The 25126-nt window shown below is 70.0% G+C and carries 19 protein-coding genes; 10 read left to right on the top strand and 9 right to left on the bottom strand.

Features of this window, described 5'->3' with window-relative positions; genetic code table 11:
* Positions 1 to 91 precede the first annotated feature (91 nt).
* The gene (locus JTJ31_RS01525; protein ID WP_207536832.1) at positions 92 to 1342 is read left to right on the top strand and encodes a chromate transporter; all 1251 of its coding nucleotides are present in this window, start codon (positions 92 to 94) and stop codon (positions 1340 to 1342) included.
* On the opposite strand, the gene JTJ31_RS01520 is transcribed toward JTJ31_RS01525, so the two are convergent.
* The 5 genes from JTJ31_RS01520 to msrA are packed head-to-tail and all read right to left on the bottom strand — an operon-like array spanning position 1337 to position 5179.
* The gene (locus JTJ31_RS01520) at positions 1337 to 2290 is read right to left on the bottom strand and encodes a sterol desaturase family protein (RefSeq protein WP_207537286.1); all 954 of its coding nucleotides are present in this window, start codon (positions 2288 to 2290) and stop codon (positions 1337 to 1339) included. The two genes, JTJ31_RS01525 and JTJ31_RS01520, sit on opposite strands and share 6 nt — an antisense overlap.
* Complete coding sequence (locus JTJ31_RS01515; RefSeq protein WP_207536831.1) at positions 2290 to 3027, bottom strand: polysaccharide deacetylase family protein; 738 nt, start codon at positions 3025 to 3027, stop codon at positions 2290 to 2292. Before JTJ31_RS01515 ends, JTJ31_RS01520 begins: the two co-directional genes overlap by 1 nt.
* Positions 3024 to 4136 (bottom strand): YVTN family beta-propeller repeat protein, encoded by a 1113-nt coding sequence (locus tag JTJ31_RS01510; protein WP_328805637.1) that lies wholly within the window; start codon positions 4134 to 4136, stop codon positions 3024 to 3026. The genes JTJ31_RS01515 and JTJ31_RS01510 overlap by 4 nt, the downstream gene beginning before the upstream one ends.
* A gap of 50 nt (positions 4137 to 4186) precedes the next feature.
* Entirely contained in the window at positions 4187 to 4606 is a 420-nt protein-coding gene (gene msrB, locus JTJ31_RS01505) for a peptide-methionine (R)-S-oxide reductase MsrB (protein ID WP_207536829.1), read from the bottom strand.
* A gap of 3 nt (positions 4607 to 4609) precedes the next feature.
* Positions 4610 to 5179: a peptide-methionine (S)-S-oxide reductase MsrA gene (gene msrA / locus JTJ31_RS01500; RefSeq protein WP_207536828.1), complete on the bottom strand. Its 570-nt coding sequence runs from the start codon at positions 5177 to 5179 to the stop codon at positions 4610 to 4612.
* Between the two features lie 140 nt (positions 5180 to 5319).
* Between msrA and phnD the strand changes: the two genes are divergently transcribed.
* The 5 genes from phnD to glpD are packed head-to-tail and all read left to right on the top strand — an operon-like array spanning position 5320 to position 10183.
* On the top strand, positions 5320 to 6393 hold the full coding sequence (gene phnD / locus JTJ31_RS01495) for a phosphate/phosphite/phosphonate ABC transporter substrate-binding protein (protein WP_207536827.1): 1074 nt from the start codon (positions 5320 to 5322) through the stop codon (positions 6391 to 6393).
* Positions 6390 to 7148 carry a phosphonate ABC transporter ATP-binding protein gene (gene phnC, locus JTJ31_RS01490; RefSeq protein ID WP_328805635.1) on the top strand — a complete coding sequence of 253 codons (759 nt, stop codon included), beginning with the start codon at positions 6390 to 6392 and terminating at the stop codon, positions 7146 to 7148. The genes phnD and phnC overlap by 4 nt, the downstream gene beginning before the upstream one ends.
* Positions 7145 to 7912 carry a phosphonate ABC transporter, permease protein PhnE gene (phnE, locus tag JTJ31_RS01485; RefSeq protein WP_236019759.1) on the top strand — a complete coding sequence of 256 codons (768 nt, stop codon included), beginning with the start codon at positions 7145 to 7147 and terminating at the stop codon, positions 7910 to 7912. Before phnC ends, phnE (JTJ31_RS01485) begins: the two co-directional genes overlap by 4 nt.
* Positions 7909 to 8709, top strand: a complete 801-nt coding sequence (gene phnE / locus JTJ31_RS01480) for a phosphonate ABC transporter, permease protein PhnE (RefSeq protein ID WP_207536826.1) — start codon at positions 7909 to 7911, stop codon at positions 8707 to 8709. The genes phnE (JTJ31_RS01485) and phnE (JTJ31_RS01480) overlap by 4 nt, the downstream gene beginning before the upstream one ends.
* A 10-nt stretch (positions 8710 to 8719) precedes the next feature.
* Entirely contained in the window at positions 8720 to 10183 is a 1464-nt protein-coding gene (gene glpD, locus JTJ31_RS01475) for a glycerol-3-phosphate dehydrogenase (protein ID WP_207536825.1), read from the top strand.
* On the opposite strand, the gene JTJ31_RS01470 is transcribed toward glpD, so the two are convergent.
* Positions 10167 to 10706, bottom strand: coding sequence for a GNAT family N-acetyltransferase (locus JTJ31_RS01470; RefSeq protein WP_207536824.1), 540 nt, complete (start codon positions 10704 to 10706; stop codon positions 10167 to 10169). The genes glpD and JTJ31_RS01470 overlap by 17 nt on opposite strands.
* 105 nt (positions 10707 to 10811) lie before the next feature.
* On the opposite strand from JTJ31_RS01470, the gene JTJ31_RS01465 reads away from it, so the two are divergent.
* On the top strand, positions 10812 to 11588 hold the full coding sequence (locus tag JTJ31_RS01465) for an enoyl-CoA hydratase/isomerase family protein (RefSeq protein ID WP_207536823.1): 777 nt from the start codon (positions 10812 to 10814) through the stop codon (positions 11586 to 11588).
* Here the strand turns inward: JTJ31_RS01465 and JTJ31_RS01460 are convergent.
* The gene (locus tag JTJ31_RS01460; protein WP_207536822.1) at positions 11575 to 12588 is read right to left on the bottom strand and encodes an aminotransferase class V-fold PLP-dependent enzyme; all 1014 of its coding nucleotides are present in this window, start codon (positions 12586 to 12588) and stop codon (positions 11575 to 11577) included. The genes JTJ31_RS01465 and JTJ31_RS01460 overlap by 14 nt on opposite strands.
* A gap of 116 nt (positions 12589 to 12704) precedes the next feature.
* Between JTJ31_RS01460 and JTJ31_RS01455 the strand changes: the two genes are divergently transcribed.
* The 3 genes from JTJ31_RS01455 to JTJ31_RS01445 are packed head-to-tail and all read left to right on the top strand — an operon-like array spanning position 12705 to position 19319.
* Entirely contained in the window at positions 12705 to 16025 is a 3321-nt protein-coding gene (locus JTJ31_RS01455) for a transglutaminase family protein (RefSeq protein ID WP_207536821.1), read from the top strand.
* Entirely contained in the window at positions 16015 to 18447 is a 2433-nt protein-coding gene (locus tag JTJ31_RS01450; RefSeq protein WP_207536820.1) for a circularly permuted type 2 ATP-grasp protein, read from the top strand. The genes JTJ31_RS01455 and JTJ31_RS01450 overlap by 11 nt, the downstream gene beginning before the upstream one ends.
* 8 nt (positions 18448 to 18455) lie before the next feature.
* Positions 18456 to 19319, top strand: a complete 864-nt coding sequence (locus JTJ31_RS01445; RefSeq protein ID WP_207536819.1) for a transglutaminase family protein — start codon at positions 18456 to 18458, stop codon at positions 19317 to 19319.
* On the opposite strand, the gene JTJ31_RS01440 is transcribed toward JTJ31_RS01445, so the two are convergent.
* Both JTJ31_RS01440 and JTJ31_RS01435 read right to left on the bottom strand, forming a co-directional pair.
* Positions 19285 to 21534, bottom strand: coding sequence for a xanthine dehydrogenase family protein molybdopterin-binding subunit (locus JTJ31_RS01440; RefSeq protein WP_207536818.1), 2250 nt, complete (start codon positions 21532 to 21534; stop codon positions 19285 to 19287). The two genes, JTJ31_RS01445 and JTJ31_RS01440, sit on opposite strands and share 35 nt — an antisense overlap.
* The gene (locus tag JTJ31_RS01435) at positions 21531 to 25103 is read right to left on the bottom strand and encodes an AsmA-like C-terminal region-containing protein (protein ID WP_207536817.1); all 3573 of its coding nucleotides are present in this window, start codon (positions 25101 to 25103) and stop codon (positions 21531 to 21533) included. Before JTJ31_RS01435 ends, JTJ31_RS01440 begins: the two co-directional genes overlap by 4 nt.
* Positions 25104 to 25126: the final 23 nt, after the last annotated feature.

Raw genomic sequence — 25126 nt, 5'->3', positions numbered from 1 at the left:
AGTCGCGTGACGCCATCGACATGCTCCGGGCCAATCTGCGGCGCGACGCGCATAAGGAAGTCCACAACTGGCCCGCGACCGCAATCCCAGCATGAACTCACCCTCGCTGCCGAGCTTCGGAGAGGCCTTCCCGGTCTGGCTTCGCATCGGTCTCCTGTCCTTCGGCGGTCCCGCCGCGCAGATCGCACTGATGCATCGCGAGCTGGTGCAGGAACGCCGTTGGGTGGGCGAGGCGCGATACCTCCACGCCCTCAACTTCTGCATGCTTCTGCCTGGGCCGGAGGCGACCCAGCTGGCGACCTATCTCGGCTGGCTGATGCACGGGGTTAAGGGCGGCGTCGTTGCCGGCGCGCTGTTCGTACTGCCCGGGGCGCTGATCCTGCTCGCCCTGTCGCTGATCTATGCCGTGCTGGGCGAGGTGCTGGTGTTTGAGGCGCTACTGCGCGTCGCGCGGCGCGCCTTGCACGGCCTCCTTCCCTGGGTGGTGGCGGCTGCCGCCTTCGTCCCGCTCTTCTTCTTCGACGTGCCCTTCCCCGCGGTGGTGCTTGGCGCGGCGCTGATTGGCTGGGCCGCGCCTGGCGCCTTTGTCCCGTCGGCGCATAAGGGCGAAGCGACCGACGCGCCGGCAGCGCTGGATGCCCTGCTGATAGCCGATCCGGGGCGGGTCGCCGCACTCACCGCAGGGGCGCGGCGCGCTGGACTGCTGGCTCTGGTGCTGTGGCTCTGGCCAGTCGCGCTGCTGAGCGCCGAGGGCGGACTCTATGGCGACATCGCCTGGTTCTTCTCGAAGATGGCGGTCGTCACCTTTGGCGGTGCCTATGCCGTCCTGGCCTATGTGGCGCAGGAGGCCGTGGAGCATCACCGCTGGCTTTCCCCCTCTGAGATGCTCGGGGGTCGGGGCCTGGCTGAAACGACGCCTGGCCCCCTGATCCTGGTCCTGGAATTCGTAGGGTTCCTCGCAGGCTGGCGCTACGGCGGCCTTCTGGGCGGCGTCGCGGCGGCGGCACTGACGGTCTGGGTTACCTTTGTTCCCTGCTTCGCTTGGATCTTCCTCGGCGCGCCCTTCGTCGAGCGTCTCCATGGCCACGCCAAGCTGTCCGGGGCGCTGGCGGGGGTGACGGCCGCGGTGGTCGGGGTGATCGCCAATCTGGCCCTCCGGTTCGGGCTGCGCGTGTGCTTCCCGGGGCCGGACGGCCCCAGGCCCGCCCTCACAGGGATGCGCTGGGACGCGCTGGCCTTGAGCATCGTAGCGGCGCTGGCCTTGTTCCACTCCCGGCTGGGGGTGGTGCCAACACTCGGCACAACTGCGGTGGCGGGGCTCGTCGTGAGCCTTGCCCTATGAGGCGCGCTTCCCCCGGATCGCGCGCCAGATCTCGCGGAAGCCGGCGGCCTGCTGTCGCAGCCAGCCGCCCTCGACATAGGCGCGTGGGGCGGAAGGGTCGCCGGTGCGGGGGTAGTGGTCGCGCTGGAAATCCGCCGTGCCGAAGATCCAGTCCCAGACCGGAAGCAGCACGCCGTAGTTCTTTCCCTCGGCCCCGACACTCAGTACGCCGTGATGCGCGCGGTGGAAGCGCGGCGAGACGAAGAGCCTCTCCCCCACCCGGCCGAAATCCAGTCGGACATTGGCATGGGACAGGCTCTCGGCGAGGCGCAGGACGAGCAGGATGATGGGGAACTGTCCCGGCGGCACGCCGATCAGCACGGCGATAGCCCCGAACCACGCCGCCGCCAGGATGTCGTCTAATATGTGATTCCGGTCATCCGTCCAGAAGGTCATCTGCGTCTGGGCGTGATGGATGGAATGCAGTGCCCACCACCAGCCGATGCGGTGCTGGAAGCGGTGGTGCCAATAGGCCGCGAAATCCAGCACGACGATGTAGAAGATCAGCGCGAGGAAAGGCTGTTCCCGCAGGAAGGGAAGAAAGGTCTCCAGCGTGGGCGGCACCCAGCCGGAATCGGCGATCATCGCCTCGATGCGGGTCTGGGCGGCGAAGAACAGCACGAAGCCGATCATGGGCAGGATGCCGAGGCGCGCGAGCAGCGTGTAGGCGACATCCGTCAGCACCTTGCGGTGGCTTTCCCAGCGCTCCACCGGCCGCCAGGCTTCGAGCGGCAGGCAGACCACCGCGACCACAACGACCTGAATAAGCCCGAACACCAGGAAATCCATCCAGAGGAAGGCCTCGTCCGCCCAGTCCATCAGGCCGAGCCGATACATGAGGGGCTGCAGGAGCGCCTCGAAAGCCCAGCCCGTGAACAGGTCGTAGCGGTCCACGATCCAGTCCCACATCACGCGATGCCTTCCTCGGGCAGCGGGGCGAAGCAGAAGCCGCGGCCGAGCAGTCCCTCAAGCAGGCGGTCGAAGACCAGCCCGAAGGGTTCCCGTCGCGAGCGGACGCCCCAATGCATTACCAAAACCTCACCGGAGCGGATATTGGCCAGCGCCCGGCGCAGCAGCGCGTCGTTGGGATGGGCCGCGCTGTCAAGCTCATCCCCCAGGAAGCCGTTGCGGCTCCATCCCTGGTGCCGAAGTCCGCAGGTAGCGGCAAGGCGCAGCGCCCCCGGCGTGACGATGCCGCCCGGCGCCCGCCAGAGCGGCAGGATGCGAGCCCCCGGGACGAGTTCGCGCAACGCGTCGACCGGGCGGCGCAATTCGGAGCACAGGGCCGCGCCGTCCAGCACCTCCGCCCCCTCGCCCTGGCGGGAGGCATACTGGACACGGCCGGGCGACGGATCGCCGCGGAAATACCAATGGCGCCAGGTGTGGCTGGCGAAGACATGCCCCTCAGCCGCGCGGGCCCGCCAGAACGGGGCCCAGGCTTCCTCGAGCTGGCGGTCGCCGCGGTGCGTGCGCTCATTGGCAACGAAGAGGGTCGCGATCACGCCGCGCCGCCGCAGCACGTCGGCGATCAGCTCCGCCTCGCGCGACCAGCCCGTGTCGATGGTGAGGTAGAGAGTTCCGGCGCAGCCCTGCGCCAGCGCGGGGGCGGAAAGAAACGCCGCGGCCAGGGCGCGGCGCCGGATCATCGCCAGGGCGCGCGCAGCCGCGAGGTGGGAGACCCGGCCTCGACCCGCACGGGCGTCACCGTGACAGCCGGACCTGTCCCTTGCAGCGCAGCGAGGCCCCTGGGCGGCGGTGCGCCCATGGGCCGCGTGCCGCTCTGCGCCCCCGGGGACTGGAAGGCGAAGGCGGCGTCGAGTCCCGGCCGCCGAGGCATCACGAAGACCCCGTGCGGCGAGCGGCCGACGCGGATCTGCGCGTGTTCCCCAGTCGCGGTGTCGAGGACCAGCAGCCGCCCGGTCCAGCGCAGCGTGGCGTAGAGCCGGCCCTCGGAGTCGAAGGCAATGCAATCCGGCCCGCCCGCGATCTCGAAGATGCGCCGCACTTCCAGCGTCTCGGCATCCACCTCGGCGATCCGGCTCTCGACGCGGGAGGTGGCGTAGAGGGTGCGTCCGTTCGGGGCCGGGAAGATGGTGTGCGCGCCGCGCCCGACACGGAAGGCGGGGCGAACCTCGCGCGTCGTCGGGTCAAGCGCGACAAAATCCTCGCGGCCCATCAGCCCGACGATCAGCCTGCCGCGGTGCCAGATGATGCCTGCCGGCTCCGGCCCGACATCCTGCACCCAGGCGGTCTGCCGCGCCTCGAGGTCCACCGCCGCGACCTGGCCGGAGCCCTGCAGTGTCACGAAAGCCCAGCGGCTGTCGGGGCTGAAGGCGACATGGCTCGGCTTGTCGGGCTGGCGGAAGCGTTGAAGCAGGGTGAGGGACGCAGCCTCGTAGATGTCCACCTGGTCGCGCCGTAGGCTGGCGACGACGAGGTATCGCCCGTCCGGACTGTATTCCAGGTGATAGGGATTGCTGATCCGCTCCCGCCGCTGCACCGCGCCGGATTCGGGGTCGAGGAAGATGAGTTCGTTGCCGCCGCTATCTCCGACCACCAGCGACCGGCCATCCGGCGTGACGACAAGGTGGTGCACCTCGCGCAGCACCGGGATTCGGCGGATCTCGGCCCGGGTGGCCGTATCCACGACGCTGATCGTCGCATCGGCGGAATTCAGGACATAGGCGAGGTCGGCCCGCGCCGGCGCAGCCCAGAAGGCAATGACAAAAAAGAGGGCGCGCCACATGGCCGGCAATGTTCCAAGAATTTCCCTAGCAGTGAGAAAAGCCTGGACGCCTCCGGGTTTCAATCGGGCTTGAACTCAAGGGCGGCGCCGTTGATGCACCAGCGCATCCCGGTCGGCTCCGGCCCGTCCGGGAACACGTGGCCCAGATGCCCGCCACAGGCCGCGCAATGCGCCTCGGTCCGGCGCATGAAGAAGGAATTATCCTCCTCCGTCGCCACGTTGCCCTCCACCGGCGCGGTGAAGGAGGGCCAGCCCGTCCCGCTCTCGAACTTAGAGTCCGACTCGAAGACCGGTGTTCCACACCCTGCGCAAAGGAAGCTGCCGGAGCGCTTCTCGGCATTCAGGGGGGAAGTGCCGGCCCGCTCGGTGCCGTGCTCGCGCAGGACCTTGTATGCCGTGGGCGAGAGGCTGGAGCGCCATTCCGCCTCGGTGCGCTGGATGGGGAAGTCTTCGCCCTTGGGCTTGCGACCGAAGAACATGGATCAGGCCTCCGCGCGGGATAGCCGGCCGGCAAAGCCCTTGCGGAACTTCGCGACCTTGGGGGCGATGACGGCCCGACAATAGCCGGACCAGGGATTGCGGCGGAAGTAGTCCTGGTGCTCCGGCTCGGCGGGCCAGAATTCGGCGGCCGGAACGAGCTCGGTCACCAGGGGAGCGCCCCAGATGCCGGCTTGCTGGACCTCCGCCATTACGGCACGGGCCGTCTCCATCTGCTCCGGCGTCTCGGCCAGGATGACCGAGCGGTATTGCGGCCCGACATCGGCGCCCTGGCGGTCCTTCGTGGTCGGGTCGTGCAGGGTGAAGAACATGCGGAGGATGTCCGCATAGGAGATCACGGTCGGGTCGAATCGGAGCCGCACCACCTCGGCATGGCCGGTGCCCTTGCCGCAGACCTGCTGGTAGCTGGGGTTCGGGACGTGCCCGCCGGCATATCCGGAGACCACCTCGGTGATGCCACGCACGTCGCGGTAGGCGCCGTCCAGGCACCAGAAGCAGCCACCGCCCAGGGTGGCGTATTCGGAGGCGGCTTGCCCGGTCGCTGTGTCGCTCATGGAAGGGATGTGGGGTTGCCATCCGCTTCCCGCCAGATCTGCCTCCGGCAACCGGTTTTCCTGGCGCAGAAACACCATTACAGGCTGGAATGTCAGGCGGTGCCGAAGAACAGATCACCGCCACGTCCAAGGGAAATGCCATGCTCCGACCGCTCCTCGCCGCCACGGCCCTTGCCCTGCTGCCGAGCCTCGCTCAGGCGCAGGGGGCGGCCTGCACTCATCGCGGCGCGCTCGACGATGCCTATTGCGACGAGGATCGCGACCTCGTCGCCGACCCACCGCGGGATCCGAGCCGGTTCCGGAACCCCTCCACGCTCGTCTTCGCCTACACCCCGGTCGAGGATCCTGCCCTCTACGCCACGCAGTTCCGGCCGCTGCTGGAGCATCTGACGCAATGCACCGGACGGCGGGTCGTGTATTTCCAGGTGACCAGCAACGCGGCGCAGGTCGAAGCCATGCGGTCGGGGCGGCTGCATATCGCCGGCTTCTCGACCGGCCCGACCGCCTTCGCTGTGAACCTGGCCGGCGCCGTGCCCTTCGCCATCAAGGGCAATGAGCGGGAGTTCGAGAGCTACCGCGTCGTCACCCTCGTCCGCGCGAACAGCGAGTTCCGCACCCTGGCCGATCTTAAGGGCCGCCGGGTCGCTCATACCTCGGCCACTTCGAACAGCGGCAACCTCGCGCCGCGGGCCATGTTCCCGACCCATGGACTGACCCCGGACACGGATTATCGCGTCATCTACTCGGGTGGGCATGACCGCAGCGTCATGGGGGTGAATGCCGGCGACTACGACGCCGCGCCGGTGGCGAGCGACGTGTACAACCGCATGGTCAGCCGCGGGCAGGTGCGCGGCGAAAACTTCCGGACGGTGTGGCAGAGCGATCCCTTCCCCACCAGCAGCTTCGCCCATGCGCATGACCTGCAGCCCGAACTGGTGCAGCGCATCCGGCAATGCTTCTACGACTACCGTTTCCCCGAGCAGATGCGGCGTGATCTGGGCGGTAATGACCGCTTCTGGCCCGCCACCTATCTGCGCGAATGGGCGCCGGTGCGCGCCGTCGCCGATGCGGTGAACGCGCCCTACACGCGCGCCGCCTTCGACGCCGAAAGCCGGCGTGAGCTGGAAGCGGAGGCGCGGCGCCGCGCGGCTCAGCAGCCTCAACAACAACCAGCCCAGCAGCAGCCTGCCCCTGCCCCGCAACGCCCGCAGTGACGCAGCCTATCCTCGAGATCCGTGGGCTGGTGAAGGAATACCAGCCTGGGAAACCGGTCCTGCGCGGCATCGACCTCTCGATCGGCGCGCAGGGCATCACCGCCATCATCGGGCCCTCGGGCACGGGCAAGTCTACTTTGCTCCGCTGCGTGAACCGGCTGGTGGAGCCGACGCAGGGTTCCATCATGATGGGTGGGCAGGATCTGGCGCGGCTGCGCGGCGGGGCACTCCGCGCGGCAAGGCGGCGCATCGGCATGGTGTTCCAGGAATACAACCTCGTCGAACGCCTCTCGGTGATGGAGAACGTGCTGACCGGACGACTGGGCTACGTGCCGCTCTGGCGCGCCTGGCTGCGTCGCTACCCGCGGGAGGATCTGGACCGCGCATTTGCCTTGCTGGACGCGGTTGGGCTGCCAGAACAGGCGACGCGGCGCGCCGACGCGCTGTCGGGCGGCCAGCGCCAGCGCGTCGGCATCGCCCGGGCCCTCATGCAGTCCCCTGCCCTGCTGCTGGCAGACGAGCCCACCTCCTCGCTCGACCCCAAAACGGCCGTCGAGGTGATGGAGTTGATGGCGCGCCTCACTGGTGAGGCGGGGGTCCCGGTCATCGTGAACATCCACAACGTGGAACTGGCCAAGCGCTTCGCCGTGCGGATCATCGGCATGACGGGCGGCCGCGTCGTGTTCGACGGGCCGCCTGACGCCATCAGCAACGACCACCTGAGCGAGATCTACGGCGGCGAGGACTGGCTTTGAGGCGCGCCTTCGCTCCCAACTGGCCGGCGCGGCTCGGCCTTCTCGCCCTTGCGGTCTACTCCATCTGGGCCACGTCGCAGCTCGGGATCACGGGGGAGCGTCTGGCGACCGGGCTTGGCGAGGGCGGGCGTTTCCTGGCCCGCATGTGGCCGCCCGATTTCACCCGATGGGAGCTCCTGGTTGAGGGGCTGGTCGAGTCCATGCAGATCGCCGTGATCTCGACGGCGCTCGGCATCATCCTGTCCCTTCCCCTCGGGCTGATGGCGGCGCGCAACTTGGCACCCGCTTGGCTCTCCGCTCCGACTCGCGGCTTTATCGCCGTGTGCCGGTCGCTGCACTACGTCATCGTCGCCATACTCTTCGTGAAGGCGATCGGCTTCGGCGCGCTGGCTGGCGTGGCCGCGTTGACCGTCGCCTCGCTGGGCTTCGTCGCCAAGCTCTTCGCCGAGGCGATCGAGGAGATCAGCATGAAGCAGGTGGAGGCGGTGCGCGCCTCGGGCGCCGGCCCCGCCGCCGTGCTGCTCTATGGGGTGCTGCCACAGGTCGCCTCGCGCTTCATCGGCTTCTCCCTATACCAGCTGGATTCCAACCTGCGGAATTCGACGCTGGTCGGTATCGTCGGCGCAGGAGGCATCGGCGGCACGCTCTTCGCCGCCTTCAAGCGCTTCGACTACGACTTCGTCGCCGCCATCCTGCTCGCCATCATCGCGTTGATCTTCGCAGCCGAGATCGTCGCAGGCCGCATCCGGGCGGCATTGCAATGAGCGCGACGCTGCACCGCGAATGGGTCCGGCACACGCCGGGCCAGCGCCTCGGGCGGTTTCTTGTCACGCTGCTTACCGTGGCTGCGCTGGTCTGGGCGATCCGCACGGTCGAGATCATTCCCGAGTTCCTCACCGACGCGCCGGAACAGATGGCCGACCTGCTCCTGCGGATGTGGCCGCCCGACCTCGGACACTACTATCCCTCGGTGCACGCGGCGCTGATGGAGACGCTGCACATCGCCACGCTCGGCACCATCCTCGGCATCGCGCTGGCCATGCCCTTTGCGCTGATGGCGGCGCGCAACATCTGCCGCAGCGCCATTCTCAACGCGCTGGCCCAGTTGGTTCTCGTCTCCTCGCGCTCGGTGAATTCGCTGGTCTGGGCACTGATCTTCGTGGCGGTCTTCGGGCCGGGACCAGCGGCGGGGGTCTTCGCCATCGCCTTCCGCTCCATCGGCTTCGTCGGCAAGCTGATGGCCGAGGCGCTGGAGGAAGCACATCCCGGCCCCGTCGAAGCCCTGACCGCCACGGGCGCGTCCTGGCCGCTGCGGATGCTGAAAGGCGTCTGGCCACAGGTCCAGCCCGCCTTTTGGGGCGTGGCGCTGTTCCGGTGGGACATCAACCTACGGGAATCCGCGGTGCTGGGGCTTGTCGGCGCAGGCGGCATCGGCGTGGTGCTGGACGACGCGATCAACTTCTTCCAATGGGAGCGTGTGGCGACGATCCTCCTCGCCATCCTGGCGGTGGTCCTGCTGGCCGAGATCCTCGTCACCCGCATCCGCGCCCGGCTTCTCTAGAGCATTCTGCATGCAGCAATTCGACATTCTGGTGATCGGCGGCGGAGTGAACGGCGCCGGCATCGCGCGCGACCTCCAGGGTCGCGGCCATTCCGTCCTGTTGGTGGAGCGGGGCGACCTTGCCCAGGCCACATCTTCCTCCTCCTCCAAGCTGATCCATGGCGGGCTTCGCTACCTGGAGCACCACGAATACCGCTTGGTGCGCGAGGCGCTGGGCGAGCGCGAGGTGCTGCTTCGGACCGCGCCGCACATCATCTGGCCGCTGCGCTTCGTCCTGCCGCATCGGCCCGAGATGCGCCCGCGCTGGATGATCCGCGCCGGGCTGTTCCTGTACGACCACCTTGCCCGCCGCGTCTCCCTGCCTGGCGCCGAGAGTTTCCGCACCGCGGGCGACCCGCGCGCCGCGCCGCTGCGGCCGGAGATCACCCACGCCTTCGGCTATTCGGATGCCTGGGTGGAGGATAGTCGCCTTGTCCTGCTGAACGCCATGGATGCGCGAGCCCGGGGCGCCACAATCCGCCCACGCACCTGCTTCACGCGAGCTCACCGCGCCGCGGATCACTGGATCGTGACCCTGGAGGGCGGCGAGGAGGCGCGGGTGCGCGGCATCGTCAACGCCGCCGGACCCTGGGTGCAGCGGGCGCTGGAGGCGGCGAACACCCCGCCTCCCGGCAAGGTCCGGCTGATCCGTGGCTCGCATATCGTCGTGCCGCGTCTGTATGAGGGCGATCACGCGTTCATCCTGCAGAATGACGACCGGCGCGTAGTCTTCGTCATTCCGTATGAAGGCCGCTTCTCCCTGATCGGCACGACCGACGTTCCGCATGAGGGCGACCCCGGCGAGGCTCGCTGCACGCCGGAGGAGGCCGAGTATCTCTGTGCCGCCGTCTCCCGCCAGTTCCGCCGCGCGGTGACGCCGGAGGAGATCGTCTGGACCTATAGCGGCGTCCGCCCCTTGTTCGACGACGGAGCAGCCGATCCCTCCGCCGTGACACGCGACTACGTCCTTAAGCTGGACCGGGCGGGCGCGCCGCTCCTGTCGGTCTATGGCGGGAAGATCACCACCTTCCGGCGCCTTGCCGAGGAGGCGGCCGGGCAGATCGGCGCCGCGCTGGGCCGTGCCGGCACGCCCTGGACCGGATCCGCGATCCTTCCCGGCGGCGACTTTGCCGGGAGGAGCCGCGCCGCCTTCACGGAAGAAATGGCCCGCGCCCTGCCCCATATCCCGCACGAATGGCTGCCGCGCCTCGTCCGCACCCACGGCTCCCTACTGCCCGAGGTGATGGGTGGCGAGTTGGGCCGGCATTTCGGCGCGGGGCTGACCGAGCGCGAAGCCGCCTGGATGCAAAAGCATGAGTGGGCCACGGCACCGGACGACGTGCTATGGCGCCGCACGCGCCTCGGCCTGCATCTTTCGCCGCAGGAGGCGCAGGATTTCCGCGACGCCTGGGAGAGCCTTACTTCGCGGCAGTGAGCGCGGCTTCCGGCGGCGTCGCCGCGCCCTCACCCAGGGGGCGCGTCATCAGCACGGAGTCCACCCAGCGCCCGTGCTTCCATCCGACCGCAGGCAGCAGCCCTGCGTGTCGGAACCCTGCCGCCTCATGCAGGCGGATGGAGGCCTGATTGCCGCTGTCGCCGATCACCGCGACGACGAGGCGGAAGCCGGATTCCTCGCAGCGCGCCAGCAGCGCCGCCAGCAGGGCACGCCCCACTCCACCCTTGCCGGCACCGGGCGCGACGTAGATCGAGTTCTCGACCGTGAAGCGATAGGCCCGGCGCGGGCGATAGGGCCCTGCGTAGGCATAGCCAAGGACGCGACCGCCCTCCACCGCGACGAGGTAGGGGAAGCCGCCTGCGAGGATCGCATCGCGGCGCCGCGCCATCTCGGCCGGGCCGGGTGCCTCCTCCTCGAAAGAAGCGAGGCCGTGCGTCACCCAATGCCCATAGATCGCGGCAATGGCTGGGATATCCTCGGGACGACTGTCGCGGATGATCATTCCGCAAATGAAGGGGGAAAGCCCCGGTCGGCACAGATGGACGACAGGGCCGGAGGTCGCTAACCCGGACCGGAACGGCACACGGAATAGGCAAAAGGGACGGACATGGACCAGGACGGCGGCACTCCCATCCTCTCGGTCGCAGGAATGCGGGCCACGATCCGGCTCAACCGGCCGTCGGTGCATAACCGTATCCAACCGGAGGACCTGCAGACCCTCATCGCCCACTTCGCCGCGATCGACGCCGATCCGGCGATCCGTGTTGTGGTCATCACCGGCACGGGGCGGTCCTTCTCCTCCGGCTACCATCTGGGCGACCTTGCATCCCGGCCGGCGGCCGAGGTGACCGGCGAGGCGTCCTTCGAGCAGATGCTGGAAAAGCTGGAGAATCTTCGGGCTCCGGTGATCTGCCGGCTCAACGGCGGGGTGTATGGCGGCTCCACCGACCTCGCCCTGTGCTGCGACTTCCGCATCGGCGTGGACACTGCGGAGATGTTCATGCCCGCCGCCCGGCTGGGGCTGCACTACTATCCGTCTGGCATGGTGCGCTACGTATCGCGCCTCGGGCTGAACGCGGCGAAGAAGCTTTTCCTCACCGCGGAGAAGATCGCCGCGCCGGAGATGCTGGCCATCGGCTACCTGACCGAAATGGTCCCGGCCGACCAGCTGGATGCGCGGGTGGATGCGCTTGCAGATCGCCTTGCCGCCATGGCGCCGCTGGCGGTCCAGGGGGTGAAGCGCTCGCTGAACGAGATCGCCCGCGGCCAGTTCGATGTGCCGGCTGCGATCTTGCGCGCCAAGGAAAGCCAGGCGAGCGAGGATCTGCGCGAGGGCCTCACCGCCTTCCGGGAGAAGCGCGTGCCTGTGTTCAAGGGGCGCTGAACACCTCGCGCAGCGCAGTGAAGGCGGAGTCGAGGTCGGCGCCGCCATTGTAGCCATGGAAGGAGACGCGGATGCGCCCGCGTCCGCCCCAAGCCCAGACGCCACGCTGGTTCAGGGCGGCGATGGCCGCGCGCGTGTCCGGATGCGGCAGGCAGACGCTGGCGCCATGGTTGATAGGGGTCAGCATCGGAAGCCCGGCTTCGAGGCAACGGGCGCGCAGCTCGCCGGCAAGGGCGAGGACATGGGCCTCCAGCGCGGCCGCATCGTAAATCTCAAGGAAATCCAGCGCGGCGTGGAGGGCATAGGCGCCGGCATGATTCGGGTTGCCGCGGTTGAAGCGCATGGCGCCGGGCACCAGAGGGCGTTCAGGCCAGTCCGGCCGCCATTCGGCGCCGATGCTGTGCCACCCGGCCGTACGCGGCGCCCAGCCGGGCTGGCGAGCGCGGTTCCAATGGGCGATGGCGATGCCGGTGATGCCGAGCATCCACTTGTAGCAGGCGGCAAGGCCGAAATCCTCGATCCCGGCGCCGATGCGGCACCAGCCTGCTGCCTGCGTGTGGTCCAGCACCAGCGCCGCACCCACCCGGTCTGCCGCCTCGCGCAGGCCGGGGAGATCGGCCCGCTCGGCGTCGAGGAAGCTCACATGGCTCGCCAGCACCATGCGAGTGCGCGAGTCGGCCCGGGCGCGCAGTGCGGCGAGGTCGGGCACGACCCTCAGTTCCACCCCCGGCAGGGCAGCGAAGGGCGCCGCGAGGGAGGGGTATTCATGCGCCACCGCCACGACGTTGTCGCCCGGCCGCCAATCCCAGCTTTCCGCCAGGATCGAGACACCCTCCGCCACGGAGGAGCAGAGCCCGACATCGCCATCCGGCACGGACCAGAACCTGGCTAGGCGGGTAGTGAGGCGTTCCACCTCCGCTTCCTGCCGGATGTCGCCCTCCTTTCCGCCCGTCTTGTCCTGGAGGAACCGCAGCAGCGCGGTTTCCGTGCAACGCAGCACCGCGGATTTCCCGCCTGCACAGAGATGATGCACCCCAGCGGGGATCGTGAATTCACCGGGGTCGAAGAGGGGACGCATGGCCCCTATAGTGGCGCGCCGCTTGCTGACGGGGAACCATGTCCATCCACGCCGCGCTGACCCACCGCACCACCTATCGCTACGAAAGGCCGGTCAGCATTGGCCCGCAGGTCATCCGCCTCCGCCCGGCGCCGCATGCGCGGACGCCAATCCTCTCCTATTCCCTCAAGGTCGAGCCGGCGAAGCACTTCCTGAACTGGCAGCAGGACCCACAGGGCAATTTCCAGGCCCGGGTCGTGTTCCCCGAAAAGGTGAAGGAGTTCACCGTCACGGTGGACCTCGTCGCCGACATGGCGGTGATCAACCCGTTCGACTTCTTCCTGGAGCCGGAGGCGGAGAAGTTCCCCTTCAGCTATGACCCGGTGCTGAGCGAGGAGCTTGCCCCCTTCCGCAAGCAGGCTCCGGCCGGGCCGATGCTCCGCTCCCTCCTCGCCGAGGTCGCGCCGCGCGAGGGCGAGGCGACGGTGGATTTCCTGTGGCGCATCAATCAGGCGGTGCAGGGTCGCATCGCCTACATCGTCCGGATGGAGCCGGGCGTGTGGGAGCCGGAGCGAACCCTGGGCGAAGCGCGCGGGTCCTGCCGCGACTCTGCCTGGTTGCTGGTCCAGGCCCTGCGTCATCTGGGCTTCGCCGCGCGCTTCTGCTCCGGCTACCTGATCCAGCTCGTCGCGGACGTGAAGCCGGTCGAGGGACCGGAAGGGCCGAGCGCCGACTTCACCGACCTCCATGCCTGGGCCGAGGTGTACCTGCCCGGTGCGGGCTGGGTCGGGCTGGATGCCACCTCCGGCCTCTTTGCCGGCGAAGGCCACATCCCTCTGGCCTCGACGCCGGAGCCGCAATCCGCCGCCCCGATCTCCGGCCTCGTCGAGAAGGCGGAGGTGGAGTTCGGCTTCGAGATGCATATCCGCCGCATCGAGGACCGGCCGCGCGTCACCAAGCCCTACACACCTGAGCAATGCGCCGCGATCACCGCCATGGGGCGAGAGGTGGACCGGGCCTTGGCGCGGCAGGATGTGCGGCTCTCCATGGGCGGTGAGCCAACCTTCGTCGCCGCCTCCGACCGCGACGCGCCGGAATGGAACACGGATGCGCTGGGGCCGACCAAGCGCCTCTACGCCCAGAAGTTGATCCGCCGCCTCGCGCCGCTCTGGGCGCCGAGCTTCGTGCTGCACACAGGCCAGGGCAAGCAGTATCCGGGCGAGCCCCTGCCCCGCTTCGCCCTTTCCTGCCACTGGCGCCGCGATGGCGAGGCGATCTGGAGCGACCCTGGCCTCCTCGCCTCGGACGACACGCCGGGCGGGGCGACGCCCAAGGATGCCGCGCGCTTCGCCGAACGCCTGGCCGAACGCCTCCAAGTCCCACCCGAGCTGGTGCGGGACGCGCATGAGGACGTGCACTACTACCTGTGGCGCGAGAACCGGCTCCCAGCAAACGTGGCGGCCGAGGACAGCAAGCTGCTTGATCCGCTGGAGCGGGCGCGCTTCGCCCGGCTGTTCCGCGGCGGCCTCGGCTCGCCGGTCGGCTCCGTGCTGCCCTTGCGCCGTGTCCGGATGAATGGGGACCGGCGCTGGCAATCGGGCCGCTGGTTCTTCCGCGACGAAGCCTTGTTCCTGACCCCAGGCGACGCGCCGATGGGGCTGCGTCTGCCCCTGGCCTCCCTGCCCTGGCTCTCGCCCGAGGATCTGGCGATGGAGGGACCCTTCGAGCCCGACCCCTTCGCGCCAAAGCAGCCCCTCCCCCTGCTCGACCAGCTGCGCGCCTCCGTCTCCGGTGTGGATCTGCCGGTGAACCAGCGCCCCGTGCCGCAGCCGCCGCCCGAGGTGGGGATGAATGACCCTGCCCAGGTGCGCACTGCTTTGTGCGTCGAGCCGCGCGACGGGAAGCTGCACATCTTCTGCCCGCCGCTCTTCGATGCGGAGGACTGGCTGTCGCTCCTCGCGGCCATCGAGGCGACGGCGGAGGAGAGTGGCCGTCCCGTGGTCATCGAGGGCTACCTGCCGCCCGAGGATGACCGCCTCAACAATTTCTCCGTCACGCCCGATCCTGGCGTGATCGAGGCCAATATCCACCCCGCCCACTCCTGGACGGAGATGGAACAGCGCACGACCCAGCTTTACGAGGAGGCGCGGCAGGTCGGCCTCGCCACCGAGAAGTTCATGTTGGATGGCCGCCATGTCGGCACGGGCGGGGGCAACCACGTCGTCATGGGCGGCGCGACGGTGGAGGACAGCCCCTTCCTGCGGCGGCCGGACCTGCTGCGCTCGCTGGTCTCGTTCTGGCACAACCATCCGTCTCTGAGCTTCCTCTTCTCCGGCCTGTTCATCGGCCCCACCTCGCAGCACCCGCGCGTGGACGAGGCGCGGATGGATGCGATCCGGGAGATGGAGATCGCCTTCCGGGAACTGGACCGCATGCGCGCCGGGGGGCCGGTGCCGCCCTGGCTGACCGATCGCCTGTTCCGCAACCTCCTCGCCGACATGACCGGCAACACCCACCGGACGGAGTTCTGCATCGACAAGATGTACGACCCGAACGGCCCGGGCGGGCGCCGCGGCCTGGTCGAGTTCCGTGCCTTCGAGATGCCGCCCCACGCGGAGATGTCGTTGGCGCAGATGCTTCTGATGCGCGCCGCCGTCGCCGCCTTCTGGGGACAGCCCTATCGCCGGTCGCTCGTGCGCTGGGGCACGGCACTGCATGACCGCTTCATGCTTCCCCATCATGCCGAAGAGGATTTCCGTAGCGCGCTGGAGGAGATGGGGCAGATGGGGTTCGCGCTCGACCCCGCCTGGTTCGCGCCGCATTTCGAGTTCCGCTTTCCGCGCCTCGGCACGGTGGAAGCAGCGGGAATGGAACTCGAGCTACGCCATGCCCTGGAGCCCTGGCACGTGCTGGGCGAGGAGACGGGCGGCGGCGGCACGGTGCGCTACGTGGACAGCAGCGTCGAGCGCGTGCAGGCCCGCGTCACCAATTGGGTTCCAGAGCGCTACACCCTTGCCGCCAATGGAGCCGCCGTGCCGCTGCATCCGACGGGCCAGGCCGGCGAGTTCGTAGCGGGCATCCGCTTCAAGGCCTGGGATCCGCCCTCTGCCCTGCATCCCACGGTGCGGGCGCAGACTCCGCTGGTGCTCGACGTGCATGATGCCTGGACGGGGCGCGCGGTCGGCGGCCTGACCTACCACGTCTCGCATCCGGGCGGGCGCAACTACCAGACCTTCCCGGTCAACGCGAACGAGGCGGAGGCCCGTCGCCGCGCCCGCTTCTTCGCCCATGGCCACACCCCCGGTCCCATGCCGCGCCCGGTTCCGGCCCCCAGCCTCGAGCATCCCTGCACGCTCGACCTGCGCGCACATGTTTCCTGAGTTCACCGCCGGCCGGGACGAGATGGTCTCGGGCGACGGCCGGCTGCGGTCACATTGGCGCGGGGTCATGGGCGCGGTTGGTTCGCTCGACCGCTCGGCCCTCGCCGAGCGCGGCGAGCGCCTGTCGCGCGCCATGCAGGAAGAGGGGCCGGCCTCGCTCCTTCCGGGCGCGCGGTCGGGCTGGCGGCTGGACCCACTGCCACTGCCCCTGGATGGCGCCGAGTTCGAGTCGCTGGCGCGCGGGGTCGCGCAGCGGGCCCGGCTGCTGGATGCGGTTCTGTCGGACCTCTACGGGCGGCAGGAACTGCTGTCCGAGGGCCTCCTCCCAGCGCCACTGGTCCTGGGCAGCCCCGATTTCCTGCGCCCCATGCGCGGCCCGGCTCCGGGTCCGTGGCTGAATCTCTATGGGGCCGACCTGGTCCGCGGGCCGGATGGCGCATGGCGTGTCCTGCAGGACCGGACCGGCCGCGCCTCCGGCCTCGGTCAGGCGCTCGAGAACCGGCGCCTGCTCTCCTCCGCCATGCCGGAGGCGTTCCGCGCCGCCGCGCCGCTATCCCTCTCGCCCTTCTTCGAACTCTGGCAGGAATCCCTCGCGCGCCTCGCGACGGGGGCCCAGGCGGAACCGGCGATCGCCCTGCTTTCCCCCGGTATCGGCGACCCGCATTGGTACGAGCATGTCGTCCTGTCGCGGGAACTCAACTGCGCGCTGGTGGAGGCGGGCGACCTTTCGGTGCGCAATGGCGCGCTGTTCCTCAAGACGCTGGCCGGCCTCCAGCGCCTCGACGTGCTGCTGTCGCGGCTCGATGCCCATACGATCGACCCGCTGGACCAGCCCGAGGCGGATGCCGGGCGTGGCGTACCAGGCCTGCTCGACGCGCTTCGCCACGGGGCACTGTCCTGCGTGAACCGGCCCGGCGCGTCGCTGGGGGAGATGCCGGCGCTTGCAGCCTTCCTGGACAAGCTTGCGCCACGCCTTATCGGCGAGGCGCTGGAGCTGCCCTCCCTCCCCACCACTCTCCTTGCTTCCGGAGACGCGCCGCCGCGCCTGCCGGACGATGCCTCCGCCTGGCTGTTCCGCCCGGCGGGGGATGGCCGCGCCGGGGAGCGGCGCCACCGCGACCCTGCACGGGTGGAGGCCGCGGTGGCCCTGCCGGCCCTGCCCATGGCGCCCGCGCTGGAGGATGGGACCCTCGCGCCGGTGCCGTTCGTCCTGCGTGTCTTCGCCGTGCATGACGGCGAGAAGTGGCAATGCTTCCCCGGTGGGATCGCACGTCTGGTGGGTCCGGGTGCCCCGCTCACCGGCCGGTTGCCGGGCGCGGGCTGGTGCAAGGATGTCTGGGTCCCTCCCGACCCATCCGAGGCGATCATCGGCCCGGCCGCGCATGTCGCGCCGCCCCTGCCCATCCGCCGCACCGCGGGCGCCATTCCCTCGCGCGTCGCCGATAATTTGTTCTGGCTGGGCCGCTACGTGGAGCGGCTGGATCGCGGCGCGAGGCTGATGCGCGCCAGCATCGCCCGGATCCGGCGCGGTGCCCTCCTCCCGCGCGAGATGGTGGAGCTTTCGGTCCTCGCCCATTGCCTGAACGAGGCGGCGCTGCTGGGGCGCGAGGCCAAGCCTTCGACCGGCAGCCTTTCGCCGCTGGCGGATGCGCTGCGGCGGCAGGCCGCGCCCGCGATGCGGCACCTGCAGGATCGGATCGGACAGCTTGTGGAATCCGTGCGCGACCGGTTGACCGCTGACATGCACGCCACCTTCACCCAGACGCTGCGCGCGGCGGAAGCGTCACTGGACGCCGCGCCGCCCGACCTGCCGGAACTGGCGCGGGCGCTCGTTCCATCGCTGCGCTTCGCCAATGCGGTGGCCGGCATGGCGGCGGAGAACATGGTGCGAGGCGGCGCCCATCTCTTTCTGGAACTGGGCCGCCGCATCGAGCGCGGCCAAGCCATCGCCTCCGAGATCGCAACGGCGCTGGACGGCCCGCCCCAGCGCATCGAGGCCGGGCTGCGTCTCGTGCTGGAGCTTTGCGACAGCGCCATCACCTATCGCTCGCGCTACCTGAACGTGCTGCAGCCTGCCCCGGCGCTGGACCTCGTCCTGGCCGACCCGTCCAATCCGCGCGGCCTCGCCTTCCAGCTTGCCGGCGTCGCCACCGCGCTGGGCGAGGTGTCCACGGAGCGGAACGACGCGGCGGCGCAGGAGGCTGGGCGGCTGCTCTCCCTTGCCCAGGGCATCACGCCGCGGCTGCTCGACGCGGCGGACCAGTCACGCGCGGCGGCGGAATTGCCACCGCTGCTGCGCCACATCGCCAGCGAGGTCGGCGTCCTGTCGGACATGGTGACGCGGCGCTACTTCGCGCTGCTGCCCGCGCCGCGTGCCGTCGGGGTGGACACGGGCGGCGACGCGCTGGTCCTCGGCGCTTGAGCGTGCCCATGCCGACCTACTGGCTGCGCCACCGCACCGCCTATGAATACCAGTATCCGGTGGACCTCGCTTCGCACCTCCTCCATCTGCGCCCGCGCGAAATGCCAGGGCAGAGGGTCGTTTCGACGCGCATCACTTGCCTGCCTGCTCCCGACCATCACACGGAGGCGCCGGACCATTTCGGCAATCCGGCGACGCGACTTTTCCTGGCCGCGCCGCACACGGCCTTCGAGGTGACGGCGGAGAGTCTGGTCGAGGTGAGCTTCGACGCCCCACCTGCGGAGACGCCACCCTGGGAAGCAGCGCGCAGCGCCGCGCACGACGCGGAGGCCGCCGAGTTCATCCTGCCCACCTCGTCCATCCCGCTGCTCCCCGTGACGCGCGATTACGCCGCGCCCTCCTTCCCGCGGGGCCGCCCCGTGCTCCTCGGCCTGATGGACCTCAATGCCCGCATCCGGCGCGACTTCACCTTCCAGGCGGGCGTGACCAGCATCACCACTCCCATCGCCGAGGTGATGCGGACGCGACGCGGCGTGTGCCAGGACTTCACGCAGGTCATGCTCTCGGCGCTGCGTGGGCTGGGCCTGCCGGCACGCTACGTCTCCGGCTACGTGCGGACGCGTCCGCCGCAGGGCGAGCCGCGAAGGCGCGGGGCCGACCAGTCCCATGCCTGGGTGCAGGCCTGGCTCGGCCCGCGCCTCGGCTGGGCCCAGCTCGACCCGACCAATGGCATCGTCGTGCGGGACGAGCACGTGCTGCTCGCTTGGGGGCGGGATTTTTCCGACGTGTCGCCGCTCCGCGGGGTGCTGCTGGGCGGCGGCGCGCACAGCCTCACCGTCAACGTGGATCTGGTGCCCGAGGGCGAGAATTGATCGCCCGCCAGATCTTCTCCGGGCTGGCGGGCATGGTGATGTCGGCCCCGAGCGCGTCGCGGATTGCCGCCATCACCGCCTGGGGCGCGGCGATGCAGCCGGCTTGGCCGCTCCCCTTCACCCCCAGCCCATTCGCCTCGGTCGGATGGTCCTCGCGCAGCTCCACGCGCAGATCGGGAAGATCGGCGGCGCGGGGCATCGCATAGTCGGAGAACCCGGCCGAGAGCAGCTGGCCGTCGCCGTCATAGGCGATGCGCTCCATCAGGGCCTGCCCGATGCCCTGCGCCAGCCCGCCCTGCACGCTTCCGCGCAGCAGCAACGGATTGAGCACGCGCCCGTAGTCATCCACGGCGAGGTAGGAGAGCAGCACCACCTCCCCCGTCTCGGGATCCACCTCGACCTCGGCGGCGTGAGCGCCGTTGGGGAAGGTGACGAGGTCCACGCCATGCGCCGCCTCTCCCTCCAGCGCTCCCTCCAGCGCCGCCACCTCGGCAAGTTCGAGGCCGCGGCAATCGGTGAGGGTGAAGCGGCCGGCGGCGTAATGCAGCGCGTTCGGGTCGCATTGCAGCAGGCGGGCCGCCGCGGTGCGCGCGGAGGCTAGCATGGCCGCGGCGGCCAGCCGGATGGCCTCGCCGCCCATGTGCAGCGAACGGGCGCCCCCATGGCCGTTGCCGCGCGCGATGCGATCCGTGTCGGCCTGGACGTAGCGGAACTGCTCGGGCGGCAAATCCAGCAGCGTGGCGGCGTATTGCGGGAAGCTGGTCTCATGGCCCTGGCCGTTGCTTTGCGTCCCGACTGCAAGCTCCACGCTGCCATCCTTTTGCATCCGCAGCCGCGCCCATTCGCCGGGCGTGCCGCGTGCCGTCTCCAGGAAGCAGGTCAGGCCGAAACCGCGCAGCCTGCCGCGCGCCTCGCTCTCCTTGCGGCGATCCGCGAAGCCGGCGCGGTCCGCGAGGCGCTCGGCCTCCTGCAGGCGCTCGGGGAAGGCACCCTCGAGGATGTTCATGCCCAGCGCGGTGCGGTGCGGATGGCTGGCAATCAGGTTGCGGGCGCGCAGCGCATGGCGCTCCTCGCCTGCCTGTTCGATCAGGGATTCGATGAGGAAATTGGCCTCGGGCTTGCCGGCGCCGCGATAGGCCTCGATCGGGGCGGCGTTGGTGAAGACGCCGCGCACGGAAAACCGGATGGCCGGGATGTCGTAGCAGCCCCCCATGGCGGTCGAGGCCGCATTGGTCGGGCAATGCGGGCCGTGCAGCGACAGGTAGGCACCCATCTCCGCCACGGCCTGTACATCCAGAGCCAGCATCCGCCCCTCGGCATCGAGGGCGAGACGGGCCGTGCCGTGCAGGGCTCTGCCATGGGCGGAGGCGGCGAAATCCTCTGCCTGGGTCGAAATCCAGCGGATTGGTGCGCCGAGAAGGCGCGTGGCGTGCAGCAGCGCGATGTGCTCCGGGAAGGCCACGTTCTTCACACCGAACCCGCCACCCACGTCAGGCGCGACGACGCGCAGCCTGTCCGGCTCCAGCGCCATGGCGGAAGCGATCTGCGCCCGCATGCCATGGACCGCCTGACCGTTGCACAGGAGGTGCAGCCGCCCGCCTTCCTCCCAGGCCAGGGCGGCGCGCGGCTCGATGGGCGCGCAGGTGACGCGCGGGTTGGGAATGGCGGCCTCGATCACACGAGCCGCGCGCACGAAGCCATCCCGCACCGCTTCGGAATCACCCTTTCCCCAGAGGAAGGCAATATTGTCGGGCGCGACGTCGTGCAGCGCAGGTCCAGCAGGGTCCAGGGGGTCCGTGACGGCAGGGAGGGCGTCGTAATCCGCCGCGATGAACTCCGCGGCGTCCAGCGCCTGCGCCTCGGTTTCGGCGACGACCAGCGCTACCGCCTCGCCCACATGGCGCACGCGATCCGTGGCAAGGCATGGGCGCGGCGGTTCGCGCAGCGGGATCTCGGCCCCCGCAAGCGTGTTGGCGCAGCGCAGCGAACCGATGCCAGCGGCGGCGAGGTCAGCGCCCGTGAGGATCAGGCGCACACCCGGCATCGCCCGCGCCGCCTCCACATTCACCGAGAGCAGGTTCGCATGCGCGTGAGGCGAACGGAGGAACACGGCCCGAAGCGCACCGGAAGGCGCGCGGTCAGCCACGTAGTCGCCGCGCCCGGTCAGGAAGCGCGCATCCTCGAAGCGCCGGAGCGGCGCGCCAAACAGGGTCACCGCCTCGGCGCCCCGCTCTCGGCGAGGCCGAACAGCCCGCGCAGGAAGCCCGGCGTCAACGCGGCCAGGGGATTTACCGTCACTTGAGGATCATCCGCGTCGCCCTGGGCGCGGAAGGTCGCGGCAAATAGGCCACCTCCTGCCTCGGGCGAGAAGAGCCGGCCGATCAGGGGCAGGTTCCCCAGAAGCGAGTTGAAGAAATAGGCCGGCACGATCGTCCCCTCCATGTCCAGCACGCTCCGCTCCCGCAGCAAACGCCCTCGCGCTGTTACGCCGAGCGAGGCGGAGAAAGCCCGCGCGTCGGCGATGCGGACCTCCTCAGGCGTCAGTGTGAAGGGCACGATGGCGCGGGCGAAGGCAAGCCCGGTCCCGCCCTGCATCGCCTCGACCAGCCCGTAGAGTGTCATTGCCTGCAAAGCCTTGCCCAGGGCCGGGGCGTCGCGCATCACGAATTGTTCCAGTTCCGCCGTGCCGCTGAGCGGCGCGCCGGGCCGGTTCTCCGCATACTGTGCCGACAGCGACATTCGCCCTCCGCGCACGGATGAGGTGATGCCGAGCGCGTTCAGCAGCGCGCCCCCGTCGTCGGCGGTGCCGCGCAGGAGGCGCGCCTGACCACGCGGCGCCAGGGTGAGTTCGAACCCGCCCGCGCCCCGCGCCGTCGCTCCGCGCAGCGTGGCCTCGCGGATCACACCCTGCGAGTCGGTGGCGCCGCGTGCGACCACACCGAACACGTCACGCCGCTCGCCCATCAGCACCTGGTCGAAGCGCAGGTCGAGCAACAGCGGCGGCGCATCGCCCTCCGCTTCGTTCGGCGCCAGCCGGTCGCGCGCCGCACCGCCCGAAACATGTCCGGTGGGACCGAAGACCGGCCGAAGGTCAAGCACGGGTCCGCGCAGCGCCACGCTCCAAGGGCCGTCGCGCTGCGCGGATGCACGGGCCTCGCCCACGAAGCGGCTGCCGCCGAACAAGCTCTCGGCGAACTCCACACGCTCAATCCGGCTGCCGCGAGGCGCCACCGCACGGCCGCGCAGCGCAAGCTCCAGCGCCTCGATGCGGATGTTCTCGATGCTGGTTAGCGAATCACCATTCAGGCGCAGCGACGCTTCGGCGCTGCCCGGTGTGCCGCGCGGTTTCACCCATTTCAGTGGCGAAAAGCGCAGCACCGAATCGCGCAGATCGCCTCGCAATGCCACGGTGCCCTGGCTGTTGCGCCTCCGCTCCGTGCGCGCCTCGATCGCCACGGGGCCGGAGAGCATCCCACCCGCGTCGAAGCCCAGCTCGGCCAGCACGCGTGCGTCGAAGCGTCCGCTCGCCGTTTCGCGTGACACGATCTGCGTGGCGGGGCCCTGGCGGAAATCCATCTCGGCCCCAACCCGGACCGGCGTTCCGGCGAAGCTCGCATTGCCGGCGACGCGCATCGATTCCGTGTCCAGCGTCAGTTCGGCATTAATCTCGTCCAGGTCGCGCTCCAGCAGAAGGCGCGTGAGGCGCCCGCCGCGGACCCGGCTTTCGGCGCGCAGGCGAAGCTGGTCGGTGGTGAGATTGGCGATGAGCGGGAAGGACAGGTTCAACGTCCCCTCCATCGCGCCCGCCGCCACCGTCACCGGGAAGGGCCGGCGGTCGAACAGGTGCAGGCGCGGGTGGCGCACGATGGCGACCACGTCCGCGACCGGCCCTGCGAGATTCAGCGTCATCTCAGTGCGCGGGATCCGCCCGGCGGGCAGCAGGAAGCGCAGATTGGCATCGCGGACTTCGAGCGCACCGACCTCGCCGCCATCGCGCTCCTGCCGACCGCCGCGCGTCGAGACCGTCACCTCCTCCAGCCCGAAGCGCACGGTGGCCGAGACCCCGCGAATGGGGGGCACGGGGCGAAGCCAGTGCACCGTGGCGCCCTCCACCCTTGCCTCGCCGTTCAAGGCAAGGGGCGTGAGGGAGGAGAAGTCGCCTGCCGCCTCCGCCTCCACGGTCCAGCGCCCGTTCCGGATTTCGCCGGCCGTGAGGTTTTCGGTGATCCAGATCCGCTCAGGCCCGCCCAGGCCGGCGGGCCACAGCGTGCGAAGGTCCGCGATTCTGACGCGGTCCAGCGCGAGTTCCGCACTGCCGCGCCACTTCCCCGCCTCGCTTCGCGCGGCGCCCGAGGCCTGCAGGACCGGGCCAGGCGCGCCCGGCGCGACAGGCTCCAGCCGGATCTCTGCGCGCCGCAGGGTCAGGGCGCCCCGGGTCGCGGCGGCGTCTAGTTCGGCGGCATCCAGGTTGATGCGCCCCAGCCCTTCGAGGGTCAGTGTCATCCCGGTTGCGCGGGCCTGGGCCTCGCCACTCTCCACGCGCCATTCGCGAAGCGCCCCGTCTGCCATCACGTCCAGGCCGAGAGAAAGCGCCTCAACCCGCCCGCGCGGCCAGGCGCCGATCACGACAGCGCGCGCCTCCGGCCAGAGCGTGCCTGGCCATTGCCCGGCGAAATCCTCCGCCTCCACCGCTTCTGCGCCGAGGTTCAGGCGGCCTCGCCAGCCTGCATCATGGCGCAACAGCACGCCCTGGGCGGAAAGAGACCGCTGACCGACGCGGATCCGCGCCTCCTCGAGGTCCAGCCTTTCCTCGGTCGCGTGCAGCCGTGCGTCGAGCGCCGCGAAAGGAAGGCCGGCGATGCGGCCACCCTCGGGCGCCGAGAGCGAGACGGAGACGCCACGCGGCGTCCCTTCCTTGTCGAAGGATGCCGCGGCTTCCAGGGCGAGCGGCGCGTCGAGCGCGGTGAGCGCCTCGGCCGCGGGAAAGATACGGCCGATTTCGGCTGGGCGAAGAACGGGCAGGCCGAGCCGGGCCGTAAGGGACCAGGGCTCACCGCGGCCCTCCCCCGACACATGCACCGGAACGGTGGCGCCCGCCGTGACCAGTTCGGCTTCGCCATCTGCCGAGAGCACGCCCTCGGAGGAACGGCGGATCTCGACTTCCACGCCCTGTAACCGCCACACGCGGTCCATCGCTTGGTCCTGCACGGTGACGAGGCCGCTGCGGATGCGGAGGCGGCGCAGGTCGGCGATGGGGCTGTCGCCTGGATCCGGACGCATCAGCCCGGCCAGCAAGTCGCCGGTGGCGTCGGCTGGGCCTGCTTCCTGCGCCTCTCCTTCACCTGGGAGGTCAAGGTGGATCCGCCCATCCTCCTCCCGCCGCAGCCGAACCTCTGGGCCGCGCAGGGCAATCTCGGTCGGCGCCAGCCTGCCACGCAGGAGGGGCCTCGGCGCCAGGAAGAGCGAGGAGTCCGGCAAGGAACCGACCATGCGCCCCGCCTCGTCGCGCAGCGTCACGCCTGAGATCTGCACCTCGATCGGCGCCGTGCCCCGGAACCCGTCCCAGGCAAGGCGCGCCTCGGCTACGGAAAGGCGCCCTCTGCCTCCATCCGGCGTCAATTGCTGCTCGATCTGCCGGGCCAGCATCGGCACTACGAGCGGCCCCTGCCCCAGCCGCCAGAGCAATGCACCCGTCGCCGCGCCACCCAGAAGGGGGATCGCGACCAGCACGGCGAGAAACCAACGAAGCCATCGGTGGCGGCGAAGGGCTTGACCCCCGATCATCGCCGGGCCTTCCCTCTGTCCCG

This window comes from Sabulicella rubraurantiaca (genome assembly GCF_017355885.1).
Taxonomy (GTDB): domain Bacteria; phylum Pseudomonadota; class Alphaproteobacteria; order Acetobacterales; family Acetobacteraceae; genus Roseococcus; species Roseococcus rubraurantiacus.
Note: the sequence above shows the minus strand (reverse complement) of the source record. Positions and strands in the feature narration are given on the sequence as shown.